The sequence below is a fragment of the Kitasatospora phosalacinea genome (assembly GCF_000716545.1).
GTDB lineage: Bacteria > Actinomycetota > Actinomycetes > Streptomycetales > Streptomycetaceae > Kitasatospora > Kitasatospora phosalacinea.
In genome coordinates, this window is sequence record NZ_JNWZ01000042.1 from 14,090 (window position 1) to 31,978 (window position 17,889).

Annotated in this window: 9 protein-coding genes; all 9 read left to right on the top strand. The window is 74.3% G+C overall.

The window, feature by feature from the left end; genetic code table 11:
- Positions 1–184 precede the first annotated feature (184 nt).
- The 9 genes from OO48_RS21200 (at position 185) to OO48_RS21240 (ending at position 17,687) form a co-directional block, all read left to right on the top strand.
- Complete coding sequence (locus OO48_RS21200; protein WP_033218658.1) at positions 185–1,348, top strand: FAD-dependent monooxygenase; 1,164 nt, start codon at positions 185–187, stop codon at positions 1,346–1,348.
- 835 nt (positions 1,349–2,183) lie between these two features.
- Complete coding sequence (locus OO48_RS21205; protein WP_033218659.1) at positions 2,184–2,378, top strand: MbtH family protein; 195 nt, start codon at positions 2,184–2,186, stop codon at positions 2,376–2,378.
- Between the two features lie 50 nt (positions 2,379–2,428).
- Positions 2,429–7,483, top strand: a complete 5,055-nt coding sequence (locus OO48_RS21210) for a non-ribosomal peptide synthetase (RefSeq protein WP_167346466.1) — start codon at positions 2,429–2,431, stop codon at positions 7,481–7,483.
- Positions 7,480–11,916, top strand: a complete 4,437-nt coding sequence (locus tag OO48_RS40750; protein WP_051732397.1) for a MupA/Atu3671 family FMN-dependent luciferase-like monooxygenase — start codon at positions 7,480–7,482, stop codon at positions 11,914–11,916. Before OO48_RS21210 ends, OO48_RS40750 begins: the two co-directional genes overlap by 4 nt.
- Before the next feature lie 73 nt (positions 11,917–11,989).
- Positions 11,990–14,332: a type I polyketide synthase gene (locus OO48_RS21220; protein ID WP_051732400.1), complete on the top strand. Its 2,343-nt coding sequence runs from the start codon at positions 11,990–11,992 to the stop codon at positions 14,330–14,332.
- Positions 14,317–15,171 carry a 3-hydroxyacyl-CoA dehydrogenase family protein gene (locus OO48_RS21225; protein WP_033218661.1) on the top strand — a complete coding sequence of 285 codons (855 nt, stop codon included), beginning with the start codon at positions 14,317–14,319 and terminating at the stop codon, positions 15,169–15,171. Before OO48_RS21220 ends, OO48_RS21225 begins: the two co-directional genes overlap by 16 nt.
- Positions 15,168–15,464, top strand: coding sequence for an acyl carrier protein (locus OO48_RS21230; RefSeq protein WP_033218663.1), 297 nt, complete (start codon positions 15,168–15,170; stop codon positions 15,462–15,464). The genes OO48_RS21225 and OO48_RS21230 overlap by 4 nt, the downstream gene beginning before the upstream one ends.
- Positions 15,457–16,593, top strand: a complete 1,137-nt coding sequence (locus OO48_RS21235; protein ID WP_051732401.1) for an acyl-CoA dehydrogenase family protein — start codon at positions 15,457–15,459, stop codon at positions 16,591–16,593. The genes OO48_RS21230 and OO48_RS21235 overlap by 8 nt, the downstream gene beginning before the upstream one ends.
- On the top strand, positions 16,590–17,687 hold the full coding sequence (locus tag OO48_RS21240) for an HAD-IIIC family phosphatase (RefSeq protein WP_033218665.1): 1,098 nt from the start codon (positions 16,590–16,592) through the stop codon (positions 17,685–17,687). Before OO48_RS21235 ends, OO48_RS21240 begins: the two co-directional genes overlap by 4 nt.
- Positions 17,688–17,889 lie beyond the last annotated feature (202 nt).

Sequence of the window (17,889 nt, forward strand, 5' to 3'; positions counted from 1 at the left end):
GCCGGCCGGCGACCGGGGTGTCCGGGCGTTCGCGGCTTTCCTGACGGGCGTCAAGTCGCCTGCCGGTCAACGGGGTCGGGTGGTTCCCGTCCGGGAGATCGTTCGCCGTCCGGCGGGTCCGGGCCGCCCGCTCTGCGAGGATGGAACCGTCGGTGACGGCACGGGCACGACAGGGGAGCGGCTCATGGCTCGGATCGTGGTGGTGGGCGGCGGGATCGCCGGAACGGCGGCCGCGCTGGCCCTGCACAAGGCCGGCCACGAGCCGACCGTCCACGAGGCGCACCCCGGAACCGACGAGGACATCGGCGCGTTCATGACCCTGGCCAGCAACGGCATGCGCGCCCTGGCCGGGTTCGACGCCGCCCGGGCTGTGGCCGGTGTCGGCTTCGACGTCACCCGGATGAACGCCCTCGACGCGGCCGGGACCGAACTGGCGTCGATGCCGCTCGGCGAGCACGACCGGCCGCTCGCCCGTTACCGCTGTCTGCGCCGGGCCGAACTCGCCGCCGTGCTCCGGGCCGAGGCCCGCCGACGCGGGATCGGTCTGCGGCACGCCGCCCGGCTCACCGGGGTCACGGAGACCGACGGCGACGTCACCGCCCGCTTCGCCGACGGCACCCACGCCACCGGAGACCTGCTGGTCGGCGCCGACGGCCTGCGCTCCGCGGTACGGGCCTGGCTCGACCCGCACGGCCCCGGCCCCGCCTACGCCGGGCAACGCGTCTTCTACGGCTACAGCGACACCGCACCGCGACCCGCCGCCGAGCCCGGCCTGATCACCATGGTCCGCGGCAGCGCGGCCGCCTTCGGTTACCTGGTCCCGCCCGCCGGCCGGACCCACTGGTTCGCCCGCGTCCCGGGCCCGCCCCTCGACGCGGAGGAACGCGCCCGCACCGCCCCCGCCCAGTGGCGCGCCCGGCTGGAAGCGCTGCTGCGCCCCGACCGCACCCCCTGCGCCGACATCGTGGCGGGCACCGGCGACGACCTCATGGTCACCGACGCCCTCCACCTGCCGCCCGGGGGCCGCTGGCGCGGCCGCCGCGCGGTACTGATCGGCGACGCCGCGCACGCCGCCTCCCCGGCCACCGGGCAGGGCGCCTCGATGGCGCTGGAGGACGCCCTCGTCCTCGCCAAGGCCCTCCGGGACACCCCCTCCCTCGAAGCCGCGCTCGCCCGCTACGAACACCACCGCCGCCCCCGGGCCGAGCAGAACACCGCGGCCAGCGCCCGTCTCACCGCCGCCCGCCCGTCCGAGGACACCCGGCGCGGCGCGGACACCCGGCGCGCCGCGGACGGCGGGGCGGACGAGGCGCTGCTGCGCCTGCTCGACTGGGACACCCCGCTCTGAGCCCCGGCCCTTCCGGGGACTGGACTCCGGTGACGGTGCCGTCGGAGTCGACGTTCCACTGCTGGTTGGTACCGCCGTGGCAGTCCCACGACTGGGCCTGGGTTGTGAACAGGGGACTGCGTTTCACGGGCTCTTCCTTCACTGTGGGTGGACAGGAGCTCAGGGCGCCGGCCGGCGGAACCTCGGTGCCGTGCGCGGGTGGGAGCCGCCTGGTGCGCGCGAAGGCGGGCCGGGGACGGGGTTGGGGGCCACCGTCGTGTTAGCGCTAACAATCGCGGGCGGACTTCCTCCTCCGAAGTGGAGGTGTTTTGAAGGCGACGTCCGCAGCGCGCATCACTCCGTACACGCAGTCAACCCTTTTCGCACCGGCCCGGCACCGGCTGTCTTCCCTGTGGCGCCCGGGGCGGGTGTGGTGAGTGTGATGGGTGTGACGGTTGTGATGCGGGGTGATGACTGGTCTGTTTTCGGGGGCGGTTTTTTGTGGTGTTCCGGTTCAATTCTCGTTTTAACGGGCGGGGGGAGTAATCGCTTTACTCTATCGGCGGGTGGGGCGGCGATCCATGCTGACGGAGTGGAACGCGTGGGGACGGCGGTTCGCCGGCGGTCGTGGTTCCCGGGGGTCCGCGTGTGGCCGGTACGTGCCGGTTGCCGGAACCGTTCGGGGGTCGGGACGGTGTCCGGGCGGGCGGCTGCTCGCACGTGCTCTTCGGCCTGCCCGATGCCGGCCGTGCCCGTCCTTCGTACCCGCCGTGCCGGTTCGGCACGCGGTTCGGCGGACGTGCGGGCGTGCGGGTGGTGGGTGTCGTCGCGTCGTTCGCATACCCGGAGGAACCCCATGGACGATTCTCCCCAGTCGTACACCGTCGTGTTCAACGACGAGGAGCAGTACTCGATCTGGCCCGCCGACCGGGAGCTGCCCGCCGGTTGGCAGCCCGCCGGTGTCACCGGCACGAAGACCGACTGTCTGACCCACATCGGCACCGTGTGGACGGACATGCGCCCCCTGAGCCTGCGTCGGATCTCGGAGTAATCCCCGTTCCAGCCACCCACTTATCCCGGCAGTGAAGGATGACGCGCGACATGGTCCTCAAAGAATTCCACGCCCGAGTGATCGAAGCACCCGACACCATCGCCGTACAGGACGGTGAGCTGGAACTGACCTACCGGGCGCTGGCCGCGCACGCCTACGCCTTGGCGGCCGACCTCACCGAACGGGGCGTGGGCCCCGACAGCGTCGTGGCCGTGTACGCCGACCGGTCGGCGCACCTGGTGGTCGCGGAAGTGGCGGTCCTGCTCGCGGGCGGGGCGTACCTGCCGCTGGACCCGGCCCATCCGGCGGCGCGGGTGCGTCAACTCCTGGACGCCTCCGGCGCGGTGGCGGTGCTGACCACCGCCGCCCTGGCCGCCACCGAGGCGCCGCTCGGCGAGGACGTCATCCTGGTGGACCTGGAACGCGAGGTTCCCGACAGCTCCACGCCCGCGTCGCCGCCCGCGGTCGAGGGCGCCTCGCTGGCCTACGTGATCTACACCTCCGGTTCCACCGGCCGGCCCAAGGGCGTGGCCGTCAGCCACGCGAGCCTGGCGAACTTGATGCACTGGCACCACGCGACGTACGGCACCCGCGCCGACGACCGCATCACGCTGCTGGCCAGCCCCGGTTTCGACGTGTCGGTCCAGGACATCTGGTTCACCCTGACCGCGGGCGCGACGCTGGTCGTGCCGCCCGCGCGGGTGCGGACCTCCCCGCCGGAGCTGACCGCGTGGTTGGCCGAGGAGCGCATCACCGTCACGTTCCTGCCCACGCCGCTGGCCGAGGCCGTCCTGGAGGAGTCCTGGCCCGCCCACACCGTGTTGCGGACCCTGCACACCGGCGGGTCGGCGATGCAGCGCGGCGTGCCCGAGGGCCTGCCGTTCGCGGTGGTGAACCTGTACGGGCCCACCGAGGCGACGGTGAAGGTGACGGCGGGCGAGGTGCTGCCCGGCGGGCCGGTGCCCCCGCCGATCGGCGTGCCGGTGGACGGGGTGCGCTGCTACGTCCTGGACGGCCTGGACCCCGTCCCCGACGGCGAGGCCGGCGAGTTGTGCCTGGCGGGCGCGTGCGTGGCCCGCGGCTACCTGCACGAGCCGGCGGCCACCGCCGCGGCGTTCGTTCCGGACATCGCCGTGCCCGGCGAGCGCATGTACCGCACCGGTGACAAGGTCCGCCGCCGCGCGGACGGCGTGTTCGAGTACATCGGCCGCTACGACGACCAGGCCAAGATCCGCGGGTTTCGCATCGAGCCCGGCGAGGTGGCGACCGTCCTCAAGCAGCACCCCGGCGTCCGGGACGCCTTCGTGGCGGTCGAGCACTCGGGGCAGCCGAACGCGCGCCTGGTGGGATACGTGGTCAGCGCCGTTCCCACCGCCGAGCTGGTCGAGTTCGTGGCCTCCCGGCTGCCGGCCTACATGGTGCCGGGGGCCGTGGTCGCGCTGTCCGCACTGCCGCTGACGCCCAACGGGAAGGTCGACCGGGCCGCGCTGCCCGCGCCGGACCGCTCGGCGTCGGGGCTGGCCGCCGACGCGGCGGCGCCGGGCACGGCGACCGAGGCGGCCCTGGCGCGCATCGTCTCCGGGCTGCTGGGCGGCGCCGAGGTCGGAGTGCACGACGACTTCTTCGCCCTGGGCGGCAACTCGCTGCTGGTGGCGGGCCTGGCGGCCAGGATCACCGCGGAGCTGCACGTGGTGGTGACCGTGCCGGAGCTGTTCGGCGCGCCGACCATCGCCACGCTCGGGGAGATCGTCGACCGCCGCCGCGCCGACGGCACCGGCGCGGGCCCGGGTGCGGCCGGGGCCCTGGCCCCCACCCCGCCGCCGCTGCGCCGCGCCGCGCGCAACCGCCCCGTCCCGCTGTCCCTGCCCCAGGAACGGGTCTGGTTCTTCGAACAGCTCTCCCCGGGCAACCTCGCCTACAACTTCCAGGCGACCGTGTCCCTGCGGGGCGAGGTCGACGTCGAGGCCCTGCACGCCGCCCTCGACGAGATCGTCCGCCGCCACGAGGTCCTGCGCACCGCGTTCGTCTCCGTCGACGGCGTGGGCTACCAGCGCCCCCTGGCCGAGGCCAAGGCCTCGCTGCTGGTCCTGGACGTCCCCGCGGAGCAGGCCGACGAGGTCGTGGCCGCACAGCTGCGCGAGCCCTTCGACCTGACCGAACCCCCGCTGGCCCGCTGGGCGCTGCTGCGCCACGGCAACGGCGACAACACCTTCCTGCACGTGGAGCACCACTTCGTCCACGACGGCTGGTCGCTGTCGATGTTCCTGTCCGAACTGCGCGCCCTCTACCCGGCCTTCGCCGCCCACCAGCCCTCCCCGCTGCCCGAACTGCCCGTCCAGTACGCCGACTACGCCATCTGGCAGCGCGACTGGATGAGCGGCGAGGTGCTGCGCGCGCACGTCGACCACTGGACCGCCCGCCTGGCCGGCGCCCCCGACACCCTGGAGCTGCCCGCCGACCGGCCGCGCCCCCCGGTGATGACCTTCCGCGGCCGCGCGCCCCGCATCCTCGTCCCCGCCCCCCTGGCCCGCCGCCTGCGCGCCTTCAGCCGCGAGAACCGCATCTCGCTGTTCACCACCATGTACGCGGGCTTCGCCGCGCTGCTGTACCGCTACACCGGGCAGCAGGACATGCTGGTGGGCACCGGCGCCGCCAACCGCAACCTCCCGGAGCTGGAACCGCTGCTGGGCATGCTCGTCAACACGCTGGTCCTGCGGACGGAGGTCTCGGGCGACCAGCCCTTCAACGACCTGCTCGCGCAGGTGCGCCAGAGCGTGGCCGAGACGCTGGCCTGGTCGGACACCCCGGTGGACGCGGTCATCGACGCGATCGACCCGGCCCGTGACCCCTCGCGCACCCCGCTGTTCCAGGTCATGTTCAGCTTCCACGACTCCGCGGTGCCCGACATCGACTTCGGCGGGCTGACCGGCAAGGTCACCGAGCGCTCGAACAACTCCGCCAAGGCCGACCTCAACGTGATCGTGATCCCGCGCGCCGAGCAGCGCATGGGCCGGGCCCCGCGTCCCGAGGACGACGACCTGGCGATGATCTGGGAGCACTCCTCGGACCTGTTCGACGCGGCCACGATGGATCGCATGATCGCGCACTACCTGACCCTGCTCTCCGACGCGATGGAGCGTCCGGACAGCACGGTGGGCAGCTTGCGCCTGCTCTCGGACGCCGAGTCGGACCAGCTCCGGAACTGGACCCACGGCCCCGCCCAGGACGCCCCGGACACCCGGGCCGCCGAGACCGCCGTGCCGGTGACCGAACTGATCGCCCGCCAGGTCGAGCGGCGCCCGCACGCCGACGCGGTGCGCTGGAGCGGCGGACAGCTCAGCTACGCGCAGCTGTGGCAGCGCGCCGGCGCCCTGGCCGCCGAGCTGCGCGCCGCGGACCTGGCCGCCGAGGAACCGGTGGCGGTGTACGCCGAGCGCTCGGCGGAGCTGGTGGTCGGCGAGCTCGCGGTCCTGATGGCCGGCGGCTGCTACCTGCCCGTGGACCCGAGCTACCCCGCCGAGCGGGTGGCCTTCATCCTGCAGGACGCCGGCGCGCGCACGGTCCTCGCCACCGCCCGCACCCGCCCGCAGTTGCCGCGGACCGAGCGGGACCTGCGCGTCCTGGTCCTCGACGCGGACGCCCCCGCCGACGGGACCGGCACGGCGGACACGGAGGCCGCCGGGGCGGTGCGCGCCGACGCGCTCGCTCCCGACCGCCTGGCCTACCTCATCTACACCTCCGGCTCCACCGGCCGCCCCAAGGGCGTCGCCCTCGAGCACCGCGGCCTGAGCAACCTCGTCGCCTGGCACACCGCCCAGTACGCGCTCGACCCCGCCCACCGCACCACCCTGTTCGCCAGCCCCGGCTTCGACGCCTCCACGTGGGAGATCTGGCCCACCCTGGCCGCCGGCGCCACCTTGAACGTCGTCCCCGACGACCTGCGCGCCGACCCGGCGTCCCTGGTCCGCTGGCTCGCCCAGGAGGAGATCACCACCTCGTTCCTGCCGACCCCCGTCGCCGCGGCCGTCCTGAACGAGACCTGGCCCGCCGACACCGCCCTGCGCAGCCTGCTCACCGGCGGCGACGTGCTGCCCGCCGCGCCCCCCCAGGGTCTGCCCTTCGACCTGTACAACCACTACGGGCCCACCGAGACCACCGTCGTCGCCACCGCCGCCCTGGTGCCCCCGCACACCCACGCCCCGCGGCCGCCCATCGGCCGCCCCATCGCCGGCACCACCGCCCACGTCCTGGACGCCCACGGCCGGCCCGTGCCCACCGGCGTGCGCGGCGCCCTGCACATCGGCGGCGCCGGCGTGGCCCGCGGCTACGTCAACCGTCCCGACCTGACCGAGCAGAGCTTCGTCCCCGACCCGTTCTCCCGCACGCCCGGCGCCCGCCTCTACCGCACCGGCGACCTGGTCCGCTGGCTGCCCGACGGCCAGCTGGAGTTCCTGGGCCGCGCGGACGAGCAGGTCAAGATCCGCGGCTTCCGCATCGAACCCGGCGAAGTGGCCGCCACCTTGCGGGAGCACCCCGACGTCAAGGACGCCGCCGTCCTGGCCCGCACCCCGGCCCCCGGCGCCGATCCCACCCTGGTGGCCTACGCCTGCACCCACGGCCGCGGCGAGAACACCTCCGAGGACAAGCTCACCACCTTCCTCCAGGACCGCCTGCCCGTCTACATGGTCCCCGAGCGCGTGCTGCTGCTGGAGAAGCTGCCGCTGACCGGGCACGGCAAGGTCGACCACGACGCCCTGGCCGCCCTCGTGCCCACCGCCCCGGCCCCCGCCCGGGAGCAGCAGGCACCGCAGGGCCCCACCGAGGAGCGCATCGCCCAGATCGCCTCCGCGCTGCTGCGCGGGCAGCCGCTGGGACGCACCGACGACTTCTTCCGCGCCGGCGGCCACTCCCTGCTCGCCGCCCGCCTCATCGCCCAGGTCAACGACGCCTTCGCCACCGCGGTCCCCATCTCGGTGTTCCTGCGGCGGCCCAGCGTCGCCGACCTCGCCGAAGCCGTCGGCGCCGCCGCGGCCGGTGGCTCCGGCCCCATCCTCCCGCGCGCCCGCCGCACCGCCGCGCCGAAGGAAGACGGGGGGCAGCAGTGAGCACCCCCCTGGAAACCGGCACCGGTGAGGACGACCGCGCCCCCCTGTCCTACGCCCAGCAGCGCCTGTGGTTCCTCGACCAGCTCCAGCCCGGCAGTTCGGTCTACAACGTCCCCCTGGGCTACGACATCACCGGCCCCCTGGACACCGACGCCCTCCAGCAGGCGCTGACCGAGACCGCGCGCCGCCATGAGATCCTGCGCACCGCCTTCCGCTCCGCCGGCGGCACCCCCCACCAGGTGGTCCTGCCGCCCGCCCCCCTGGCCGTCCCCGTCACCGACCTCACCGGTCCCGGCCGCAGCCCGGAGCAGGTCGCGGCCCGGGCCGCGGCCCTGGCCGACGAGGAAGCCGCCGTCCCCTTCGACCTGGTCGCCGGGCGCGTCATCCGCGCCCGCCTGCTGCGCCTGGGCCCCGAGCACCACCGCCTGCTGCTGACCGTCCACCACCTGGCCTGCGACGCCCCCGCGATCGGCACCCTCGGCAAGGAGATCGAGACCCACTACCGCGCCGCCCTCGGCGCGGGAGGCCCGCGGCCCGACGAACTGCCCATGCAGTACGCCGACTTCGCGTACTGGCAGCAGGAGACCCTGGCGGGACCCGAGCTCGGCCGCCTGCTGGACCACTGGAAGCGGCACCTGGAGGGCATGCCCGCCCAGAACCTGCCCACCGACCACCCCCGTCCGCCCGTGCAGAGCTACCGCGGTGCCGCGCTCACCTTCCCCCTGCCCCCCGAGGCCGTCCAGCGCCTCGAGGAGCTGGGCCGCGGCGAAGGCGCGACCCTCTACAGCGTCCTGCTCGCCGCGTTCGCGGTCCTGCTGCGCGCCCACGTGGGCCAGGACGAAGTCGTCGTCGGCACCCCCGTCTCGGGGCGCGAGCGCCCCGAACTGGCCCCCCTGATCGGCTTCTTCACCAACACCCTGGTCCTGCGCTGCGACCTCGCCGCCCGTCCCACCTTCCGCAGGCTCGTCCAGCGCGTGTGGGAGGAGGTCAAGGGCGCCCTCGCCCACCAGGACCTGCCCTTCGAGAAACTCGTCGAAGAGCTCCACCCCGACCGCGACCTCGCCCAGAACCCGCTCTTCCAGGTCCTGTTCAGCTACCGCCACGAGGACGAGGGCAGCGGGCTGCGCCTGCAGGGCTGCCAGGTGAGCCCGGTCATGGGCGACGCCGGCGCCGCCCGCTTCGACCTCACCCTGAGCCTCACCCGCACCCCCGACGGCGTCACCGGCCGGCTCGAGTACAGCACCGACCTGTTCGAAGCCGCCACCGCCGAGCGCCTGGCCGAGCGTTACGCCCAGGTCGTGGCCGCCGCCGCACAGGACCCCGACCGGGCGGTGGACGAACTGGCCGTCCTGCCGCCCGGCGAACTGGACACCCTCGCCCGGTGGCACGCCGGCCCCCGGGCGAGCACCTCCCAGGCCCTGGTGCACCGGCTCCTGGCCCAGCGCGTGGCCGCCACCCCCGACGCCACCGCGCTGATCGCCTCCGACGCCACCCTGACCTACCGCGAACTCGACGCCCGCGCCGAGCACTTCGCCGCCCGGCTGCGCCGCCTGGGCGTGGCGGCGGACGAGCCGGTGGGCGTCCACCTGCACCGCACCTCCCTGCTGATGGTGGCCCTGCTGGGCATCCTCAAGGCCGGTGCGGCCTACCTCCCGCTGGACCCCGACTACCCCGCCGGCCGCCTGGCGTTCATGGTCGCCGACGCGGGCGTGCGCCTGGTGGTCGCCGACCCGGCCAACGCCGCCTCCGCCGGACGCCTGGGCGCCGCCCGCGTCGTGGTCCCCGGCGAGCACACCGACGACGAGCACACCGACGACCGGACCGGCGAGCACACCGGCGGCCGGGGAAGCGGCTCCACCGCCGCCCCGGAGGTGACACCCGACAACCTCGCCTACGTGATCTACACCTCCGGCTCCACCGGCCGGCCCAAGGGGGTCATGGTCACCCACCGCAACGTCGCCAACCTCTTCGCCGGCATGAGCGAGGCCTTCGGCGAGGACGAACCCAGCACCTGGCTCGCCCTCACCAGCGTCTCCTTCGACATCTCCGTCGTCGAACTGCTGTGGGCCCTCACCCACGGCCACCGCATCGTGCTGCGCCGCGAACCGCCCCTGCGCGCCGCCCCCGCCGACGGCCAGGGCCCCGACGCCCAGGCCCGCTCCCGTCCCATCGACTTCAGCCTCCTCTACTTCGGCAGCGACAGCGAAGCCAGCCCCGAGGACCGCTACCGCCTGCTCCTGGAAGGCGCGAAGTTCGCCGACCGCAACAACTTCACCGCCGTGTGGACCCCCGAGCGCCACTTCCACCGGTTCGGCGGCCTCTACCCCAACCCCTCCCTGATGGCCGCCGCCGTCGCCGCCGTCACCGAGCGCGTCCACGTCCGCGCGGGCAGCGTCGTCATGCCCCTGCACGACCCCCTGCGCGTGGCCGAGGAGTGGTCGGCCGTCGACAACCTCTCCGGCGGCCGCGTCGGCATCTCCCTCGCCTCCGGCTGGCACGCCAACGACTTCGTCCTCGCCCCCGACAACTACGCCGCCCGCAAGCAGCTGATGATGGACGGCCTCGCCGAGGTCCGCAGCCTGTGGAGCGGACACGGGACCACCCGCCGCAACGGCGTGGGCGCCCAGGTCGACGTCGGCATCTACCCCAAGCCCGTCCAGAGCCGGCTGCCGGTGTGGCTCACCAGTGCCAAGCACCCCGAGACCTTCCGCATGGCCGGCGAAGCCGGCACCGGCGTCCTGACCCACCTCCTGGGGCACAGCCTCGACGAACTCGCCGAGAAGATCGCCCTCTACCGCAAGACCTGGCGCGAACACGGCCACGGACCCGGCGACGGCCACGTGGCGGTCATGGTCCACACCTTCGTCGGCACCGACCTCGAAGAGGTCCGTGAACTGGTGCGCGAGCCCATGAGCCGCTACCTGGAGACCTCCTTCGACCTCATCGCCTCCCTGGGTGCCACCACCGGCAGCGCCGAGGACTTCAAGGCCCTGCCGCCCGGGGAACTGCGCGCACTCGTCGACCGGGCCTTCGAGCGGTTCTTCGCCACCGCCAGCCTCCTGGGCACCCCCCAGGTCTGCGCCGACATGGTCGACCGCATGAAGGCCGCCGGGGCCGACGAAGTCGCCTGCCTCATCGACTTCGGCGTCGAGGACAAAGCCGCCCTCGACGCCCTGGCGCACCTCGTCACCGTCCGCGACATCAGCGAGGAACGCCGGAACGCCGCCCTGGCCGAAACCGAGGAACCCCTCGCCGAGCAGCTGCGCGCCCACCGGGTCACCCACCTGCAGTGCACCCCCTCCCTGGCCCGCGCCCTGCTCGCCGACCAGGACGCCCGCGCCGAGCTGCCCCGGCTCACCCGTCTGCTGGTCGGCGGCGAAGCACTGCCCACCGACCTCGCCCACGCCCTCGCCGACACCGTCGCGGGCACCGTCCACAACATGTACGGGCCCACCGAGGCCGCCGTGTGGGCCACCACCGCCCACATCCCCTCCCACGGCCCCGCCACCATCGGACGGCCCCTGGCCGGCGTCCGCGCCTACATCGCCGACCAGGACCTGCGCCTGTGCCCCGTCGGCGTCCCCGGGGAACTGCTCCTGGCCGGCGACGGCATCGTCCGCGGCTACCTCGGCCGCAACAGCACCACCGCCGAACGCTTCCAGCCCGACCCCTTCACCGGCACACCCGGCGCCCGCCTCTACCGCACCGGCGACCTGGCCCGCTGGACCCCCCAGGGCACCCTCGAGTTCCTCGGCCGCCTCGACGACCAGGTCAAGTTCCACGGCCACCGCATCGAACTCGGCGAGATCGAAGCCGCCCTGGCCCAGCACCCCGCCGTGCGCTCCGCCGTCGCCGTCATCCGCGGCACCGGCGCCGAAGGACGCCTGATCGCCTACTACGTGCCCGCTCCCGGGCGCACCGCCACCGGCACCGAGCTGCGCGCCCACCTCGCCACCCGGCTGCCCGGCTACATGCTGCCCGGCGCCGTCCACGCCATCGACGCCGTCCCGCTGACCCCGAACAAGAAGGTCGACCGCAACGCCCTGCCCGACCTGACCGAGAGCCGCTCCGAGGGCACCACCGCCTACGCCGCGCCCACCAGCGACACCGAGCGCCTGGTCACCGAAGTGTGGCGGGACGTCCTGGGCGTCGAACGCGTCGGGCTGGACGACAACTTCTTCGCCCTGGGCGGCAACTCCCTGCTCGTCGTCGTCGCCCGCGCCCGTCTGCTCGAACAGCGCGACAGCGCCCTGTCCCTGGTCGACATGTTCCGCTACCCCTCCGCCCGCGCGCTGGCCCAGGCCATCGACCGCGCACCCGGATCCGACGACGACGACGACCCGGCCGCCGGCGCCGCCGCCGCCAGCCGCGCCGCCGCCCGGCGCGGCGCCAAGCACTCCGCCGCACGCCGCGCGGGCAGGACAGGAGCGTGAGCGTGCCCACCACCACACCGACACGGCAACGATCACAAGGGGGCCTCGGGTGAGTACCGAGACGGAAGACAGCATGGAACCGATCGCGGTCGTCGGGCTCACCGCGCGGCTGCCCGGCGCCCCCACCATCGACGCGTTCTGGCGCAACCAGCGCGACGGAGTGGAATCCATCTCCCGCTTCAGCGCCGAGCAACTGACCGACGTCGGCTGGCCCAAGGAGATGATCACCCACCCCGACTACGTCCCCGCCGCCGGCGTCATCGAGGACGCCGACCGCTTCGACGCCGACTTCTTCGGCTACACCCGTGAACAGGCCGAGATCAGCGACCCCCAGCAGCGGATCTTCGCCGAATCCGTCTGGCACGCCCTCGAGGACACCGGCCACGACCCCGCCCGCTTCGACGGCTCCATCGGCGTCTACGCGGGCTGCTTCGCCAACAAGTACCTCCCCCTCAACCTCCTGGCCAACGCCCGCTTCCGCGGCTCCCTGGCGGCCTTCTCCGCCCGCCCGTACAACGACAAGGACTTCCTCGCCACCAGGGCCGCCTACCTGTGCGACCTGCGCGGCCCCGCGATGACCGTCCAGTCCGCGTGCTCCACCTCCCTGGTCGCCATCCACCTGGCCTGCCAGGCCCTGCTGGGCCACGAGTGCGACATGGCCCTGGCCGGAGGAGTGGCCCTGCCCATCCCCCTGATCGGCGGCTACCCCGTCGTCGCCGGCGGCATCTTCGCCCGCGACGGCCACTGCCGCCCCTTCGACGCCTCCTCCAGCGGAACCGTTCCCGGGTACGGCGTCGCCGTCGTGGCGCTGCGCCGTCTCAGCGACGCGCTCGCCGACAACGACAACATCCGCGCCCTGATCCTCGGCAGCGCCCTCAACAACGACGGCTCCTCGAAGTTCGGCTTCAACGCCCCGAGCATGCAGGCCCAGGCCGAGGTCATCGCCACCGCCCAGGCCGTCGCCGGGGTCAGCGCCGAAAGCATCGGCTACGTCGAAGCCCACGGCACCGGCACCCCCCTGGGCGACCCCATCGAACTCGCCGGCCTCACCCAGGCCTTCGGCACCAAGGAACGCGGGTACTGCGCCATCGGCTCCGCCAAGGCGAACATCGGCCACCTGGACGCCGCCGCCGGAGCCGCCGGCTTCGCCCGCGCCGTCCTGGCCCTCCAGCACGCCGAGATCCCGCCCAGCATCAACTACGACGCGCCCAACCCCGCCCTGCTGCTGGAGCGCACCCCCTTCTACGTCCCCACCACCGCCCGTCCCTGGCCCCGCGGCGCCACCCCGCGCCGCGCCGGCGTCAGCGCCTTCGCCGTCGGCGGCACCAACGCCCACATCGTCCTGGAGGAAGCGCCCGCGCCCGGCCCCGCCGCGCCCGGCCCGCGCGAGCACCACCTGCTCCTGCTGTCCGCCCGCACCCCCCAGGCCCTGGACGACGCCGCCGCCGCCCTCGCCCGGCGGCTGGAGAGCGACGACGACCTGCACCTCGCCGACGTCGCCCACACCCTCCAGGTCGGCCGCCGCGCCTTCGCGCACCGCCGCCACCTGGTGTGCCGCGACCGCGCCGAAGCCGTCGCCGCCCTGCGCGCCCCGGCCGCCCCCGGCGCCGCCGGGCCCCGTCGCAGCGTCTTCGTCTTCCCCGGCGCCTCCGCCCACCGCCCCGGGGCCGCCGAGGAGGTCTACCGCAGCGAGGCCGCCTTCGCGCGCGAGGTCGACCACTGCGCCGACCTGGCGCGCCCCCTGCTCGGCGACGACCTGCGCGCCCTGCTCCTCCCGACCACCTGGAACGGCTCCCGCACCGCGCCGGGCCGCGGCGACGGCTCGACCGGCACCGACCCGCGCGCCACCGCCCTCGCCGCCTTCACCCTCCAGTGGGCCCTGGCCCGCCTGTGGCAGTCCTGGGGCGTCCAACCCGCCGCCGTGGTCGGCGACGGCGACGGCGAGTACGTGGCGAAGTGCCTGGCCGGCGTCCTCGACCTCCCCGACGCCCTCGCCGCCCTCGCGCGCGCCCGCACCTCCGCCGACCCCTCCCCCGCCGGCACCGGGGCCGGCGCCTTCGCCGACGTCCTGCGCGAAGCGGCCGCCCGGCCCGACCACGTCCTGCTGGTCATGGGACCCGCCGACCGCCTCGCCCGGGCCCTCACCCGCCAGGAGGACACCCGGCACCTCACGGCGCTGCCCTCGCTCGGCTCCGCCGACACCGACCGAGCCGACCTCGCCACCCTGCTCGACACCCTCGGCACCCTGTGGCAGGTCGGCACCGACATCGACTGGGACGCCGTCCGCGGCACCGCACGACCGCGGCGCGTGTCCCTCCCGGGCTACCCCTTCCAGCGCTCCCGCTACTGGATCGGCCCCGACACCGGAAGCTACGAACCCCTGGGTCTGGAGGAAGCGTCATGGACGAGCCGCTGATCGCCATCGTGGGCGCGGGCGTCATGGGCACCGGAATCTCGACGCTCGTCGTCGGACACGGGCTGCCCGTCGTACTGGTGGACATCGACCGCGGCGTCCTCGACCGCGCCACCACCGCGATCCAGCACGGCCTGCGCCACGCCCAGCTCACCGGCGCGCTGCCCCCCGGCACCGCCCCGGGCCGCCTGCGCACCACCCTGCACCTGCAGGACGCCGCCGAGGCCGCCGTGGTCATCGAGGCCGTCACCGAGGCGCCCGACCGCAAAGCCGAGGTCCTCGCCGCCGTCTCGGCGCTCGTCGGCCCCGCGACCCCCCTCGTCTCCAACACCTCCGGCATCCCCATCGACGAGATGGCCGCCTGGGTGAAGGACCCCGGCACCCTCATCGGCACCCACTTCATGAACCCCGCCTACCTCATCCCCATGGTCGAGGTCATCCGCGGCCCGCGGACCACCGACCGGACCGTCCAGCAGGTCCTGTCCACCCTCACCCGCATCGGCCGCCGCCCCGTCGTCGTGCGCGACGCGCCCGGCTTCGTCACCAGCCGGCTCCTGCACCCCATGATCAACGACGCCGCCCGCATCGTCAGCGAGGGCACCGCCACCGCCGAAGACGTCGACACCCTCATGCAGGGCTGCCTCGGCCACCCCACGGGCCCGCTGCGCACCGCGGACCTGATCGGCATCGACAACCTGGTCGACGCCCTGGAAGAACTCCACGCCCGGACCGGCGACGAGCGGTGCCGCCCCAGCGAGCTGCTCCTCGAGAAGGTCCGGCGGGGCGAGCTCGGCCGAAAGAGCGGCCGCGGCTTCTACTCCTACAGTGAGGCACAGTCATGACCCACGAGCAGCACACCTCCCAGGCGCCCCTCGACACCGACGCCGTCATCGACCGGATCACCCGCTTCGTAGCCGAGGAGACCCGCACCACCCCCGACAGCGACCAGGACCTGTTCACCACCGGCCTGGCCAACTCCATGTTCGCCATGCAGCTGGTCGTCTTCCTCGAACAGACCTACGACGTCACCGTCGCCGGCCCCGACCTGCAGCTGTCCAACTTCCGCACCATCAAGAGCATGGCCGCCCTCGTCGACCGGCTCCGGGCGCAGTCCGCCACCGGCACCGATGTCTGACGCGTCGGCCCCGGGACGGCAGGACACCTGGGACCTCGTACGGCGGGACGCCGGCGCCTGGGACACCGCCGGCGAGATCCCCCGCACCGTCCTGAGCGAGCTGGGAGCCGCCGGCCTGCTGTGCGCCGAGGTGCACAAGCAGTACGGCGGCCTCGGCCTCACCAGCCGCGACAGCGGCGAGCTCACCGCCCACGCCGGGAGCCTGTGCAGCTCCCTGCGCAGCGTCATGACCTCCCAGGGCATGGCCGCCTGGACCATCCAGCGCCTGGGCACCGCCGAGCAGCGCGCCGCCTTCCTGCCCCGGCTGACCGGCGGCCGCCTCGCCGCCGTCGCCTTCAGCGAACCCGACGCCGGCAGCGACCTGGGCGCCATGAGCACCCGGGTGCGCCACGACGGCGACGGCGTGGTCCTCGACGGCAGCAAGACGTGGATCACCGCCGCCGCCTACGCCGACCTGATCGTCGTCGTCGCCAGGAGCGGGGACGGTGCCGCCGCCGTCGTCGTCCCCGCCGACACCCCGGGCGTCCGGATCGAGAAGGTCGCCCACCCGATGGGCTGTCGCGCGGCGGGCCACGCCCAGGTCCACCTGGAGGGCGTGCGCCTGCCCGCCGCCAACGTCCTGGGCGGCGGCGCGCTCGCCCTGCCCTTCCTGATCACCACCGCCCTCGCCTACGGCCGCATGTCCGTGGCCTGGGGCTGCGTCGGCATCCTGCGCGGCTGCCTGGCCGCCGTCACCGAACACGCGGCCACCCGGCACCAGTTCGGCAGGCCGATCGGCGAGCACCAGCTCGTCGCCCGCCGCATCGCCGAACTCTACGCCGCCGAACGCGTCGCCACCGGCGTGTGCCGCGAGGCCGCCGAGCACTGGGAGGCCGGCTCACCGAGCCTGGTCATCTCCACCGTCCTGGCCAAGCACGTCAGCGCGACCCAGGCCGTCCAGGGCAGCGCCTCGGCCCTGCAGGCCATGGCCTCCGCCGCCGCCGTCGACGGCCACGTCGTCGCCCGCGCCTACCGCGACGCGAAACTGATGGAGATCATCGAAGGCAGTAGCGAGATCTGCCAACTCGAACTCGCCAGGCACGCCCTGGCCACCAGGAGAACCACCGCGCGAAAGGAGTCGGCGCAGTGAGCGGACCGCAGTCACCCGACCAGCCGCCCCCCACCGTCAAGTGCGTCGTCTGGGACCTCGACAACACCCTGTGGAAGGGCACCCTCCTCGAAGGCGACGACGTCGCCGTCGACACCCGCGTCCGCGAGACCGTCCTCGGCCTCGACGCCCGCGGCATCCTGCAGGCCGTCGCCAGCAAGAACGACCACCGGCCGGCCTGGCAGCGCCTGGAGGACCTCGGCCTCGCCGAGTACTTCGTCCACGCCAGGATCGGCTGGGGCCCCAAGTCGGCATCCGTCCAGGAGATCGCCGACGAGCTGAAGTTCGCCCCCCACACGATCGCCTTCATCGACGACCAGCCCGCCGAGCGCGCCGAAGTGGCCTTCCACCTCCCGCAGGTGCGCTGCTACCCGGCCGAGGCCGTGCCCGGGCTGCTGGACCTGCCCGAGTTCACCCCGGCCACGGTCACCGTCGACTCGCGCCGCCGCCGCCAGATGTACCAGGCCAACGCGCGCCGCCAGGCCGAGCAGGAGTCCTTCGAGGGACCCTCGCAGGAGTTCCTGCGCTCCCTGGACCTCGTCATGGAGATCCGCCGGGCCACCCACGAGGACCTCTCCCGCCTGGAGGAACTCACGCTGCGCACCAGCCAGATGAACGCCACCGGCGTCCACTACTCCGACGCCGACCTGCGCGCGCTCCTGGGCGACGCCCACCACGAGGTCCTCGCCGTCACGATGAGCGACCGCTTCGGCTCGCACGGCGCCGTCGGCGTCACCCTGGTCGAACGCGGTCCCTCGGTCTGGCACCTCAAACTCCTGGCCACCTCCTGCCGCGTCGTCTCCTTCGGCGCCGGCGCCACCGTCCTGAACTGGCTCATCGGCGAAGCGGCCGCGGCCGGTGCCCACCTGATCGCCGACTTCCGCCCCACCCCGCGCAACCGGGTCATGGAAGTCGCCTACCGCTTCGCCGGGTTCACCGACGAAGCCTGCGCCTGCGTGGCCGGGCTGGCCCCGCCCGAGGACGGGCGGACGCGGCGGCTGCACATCACACCGGCCTCCAGGCCGGCACCCGAGACCCTGCGCCTGACCGCTGTCGCCCTGGCCGCCGCGCCCTGACCCGCCGCTCCCCCTCCGGCGCGCCTTGCGGGCGCGCACCGGGCGGCGGCGCCCGCGCCCGTCCGTCCCCCGCCGACCCGCGGGGGCGGGCGGGCGCAGGCGCGTGCGGGGCCGCGCGGGCGGGGCCCCGACCCCGGCACACCGCCTCCCGCACCCCGCCTGCGGCCACCCGCCCGTCCTCGCCGGGGCCGCGGCACGCGGA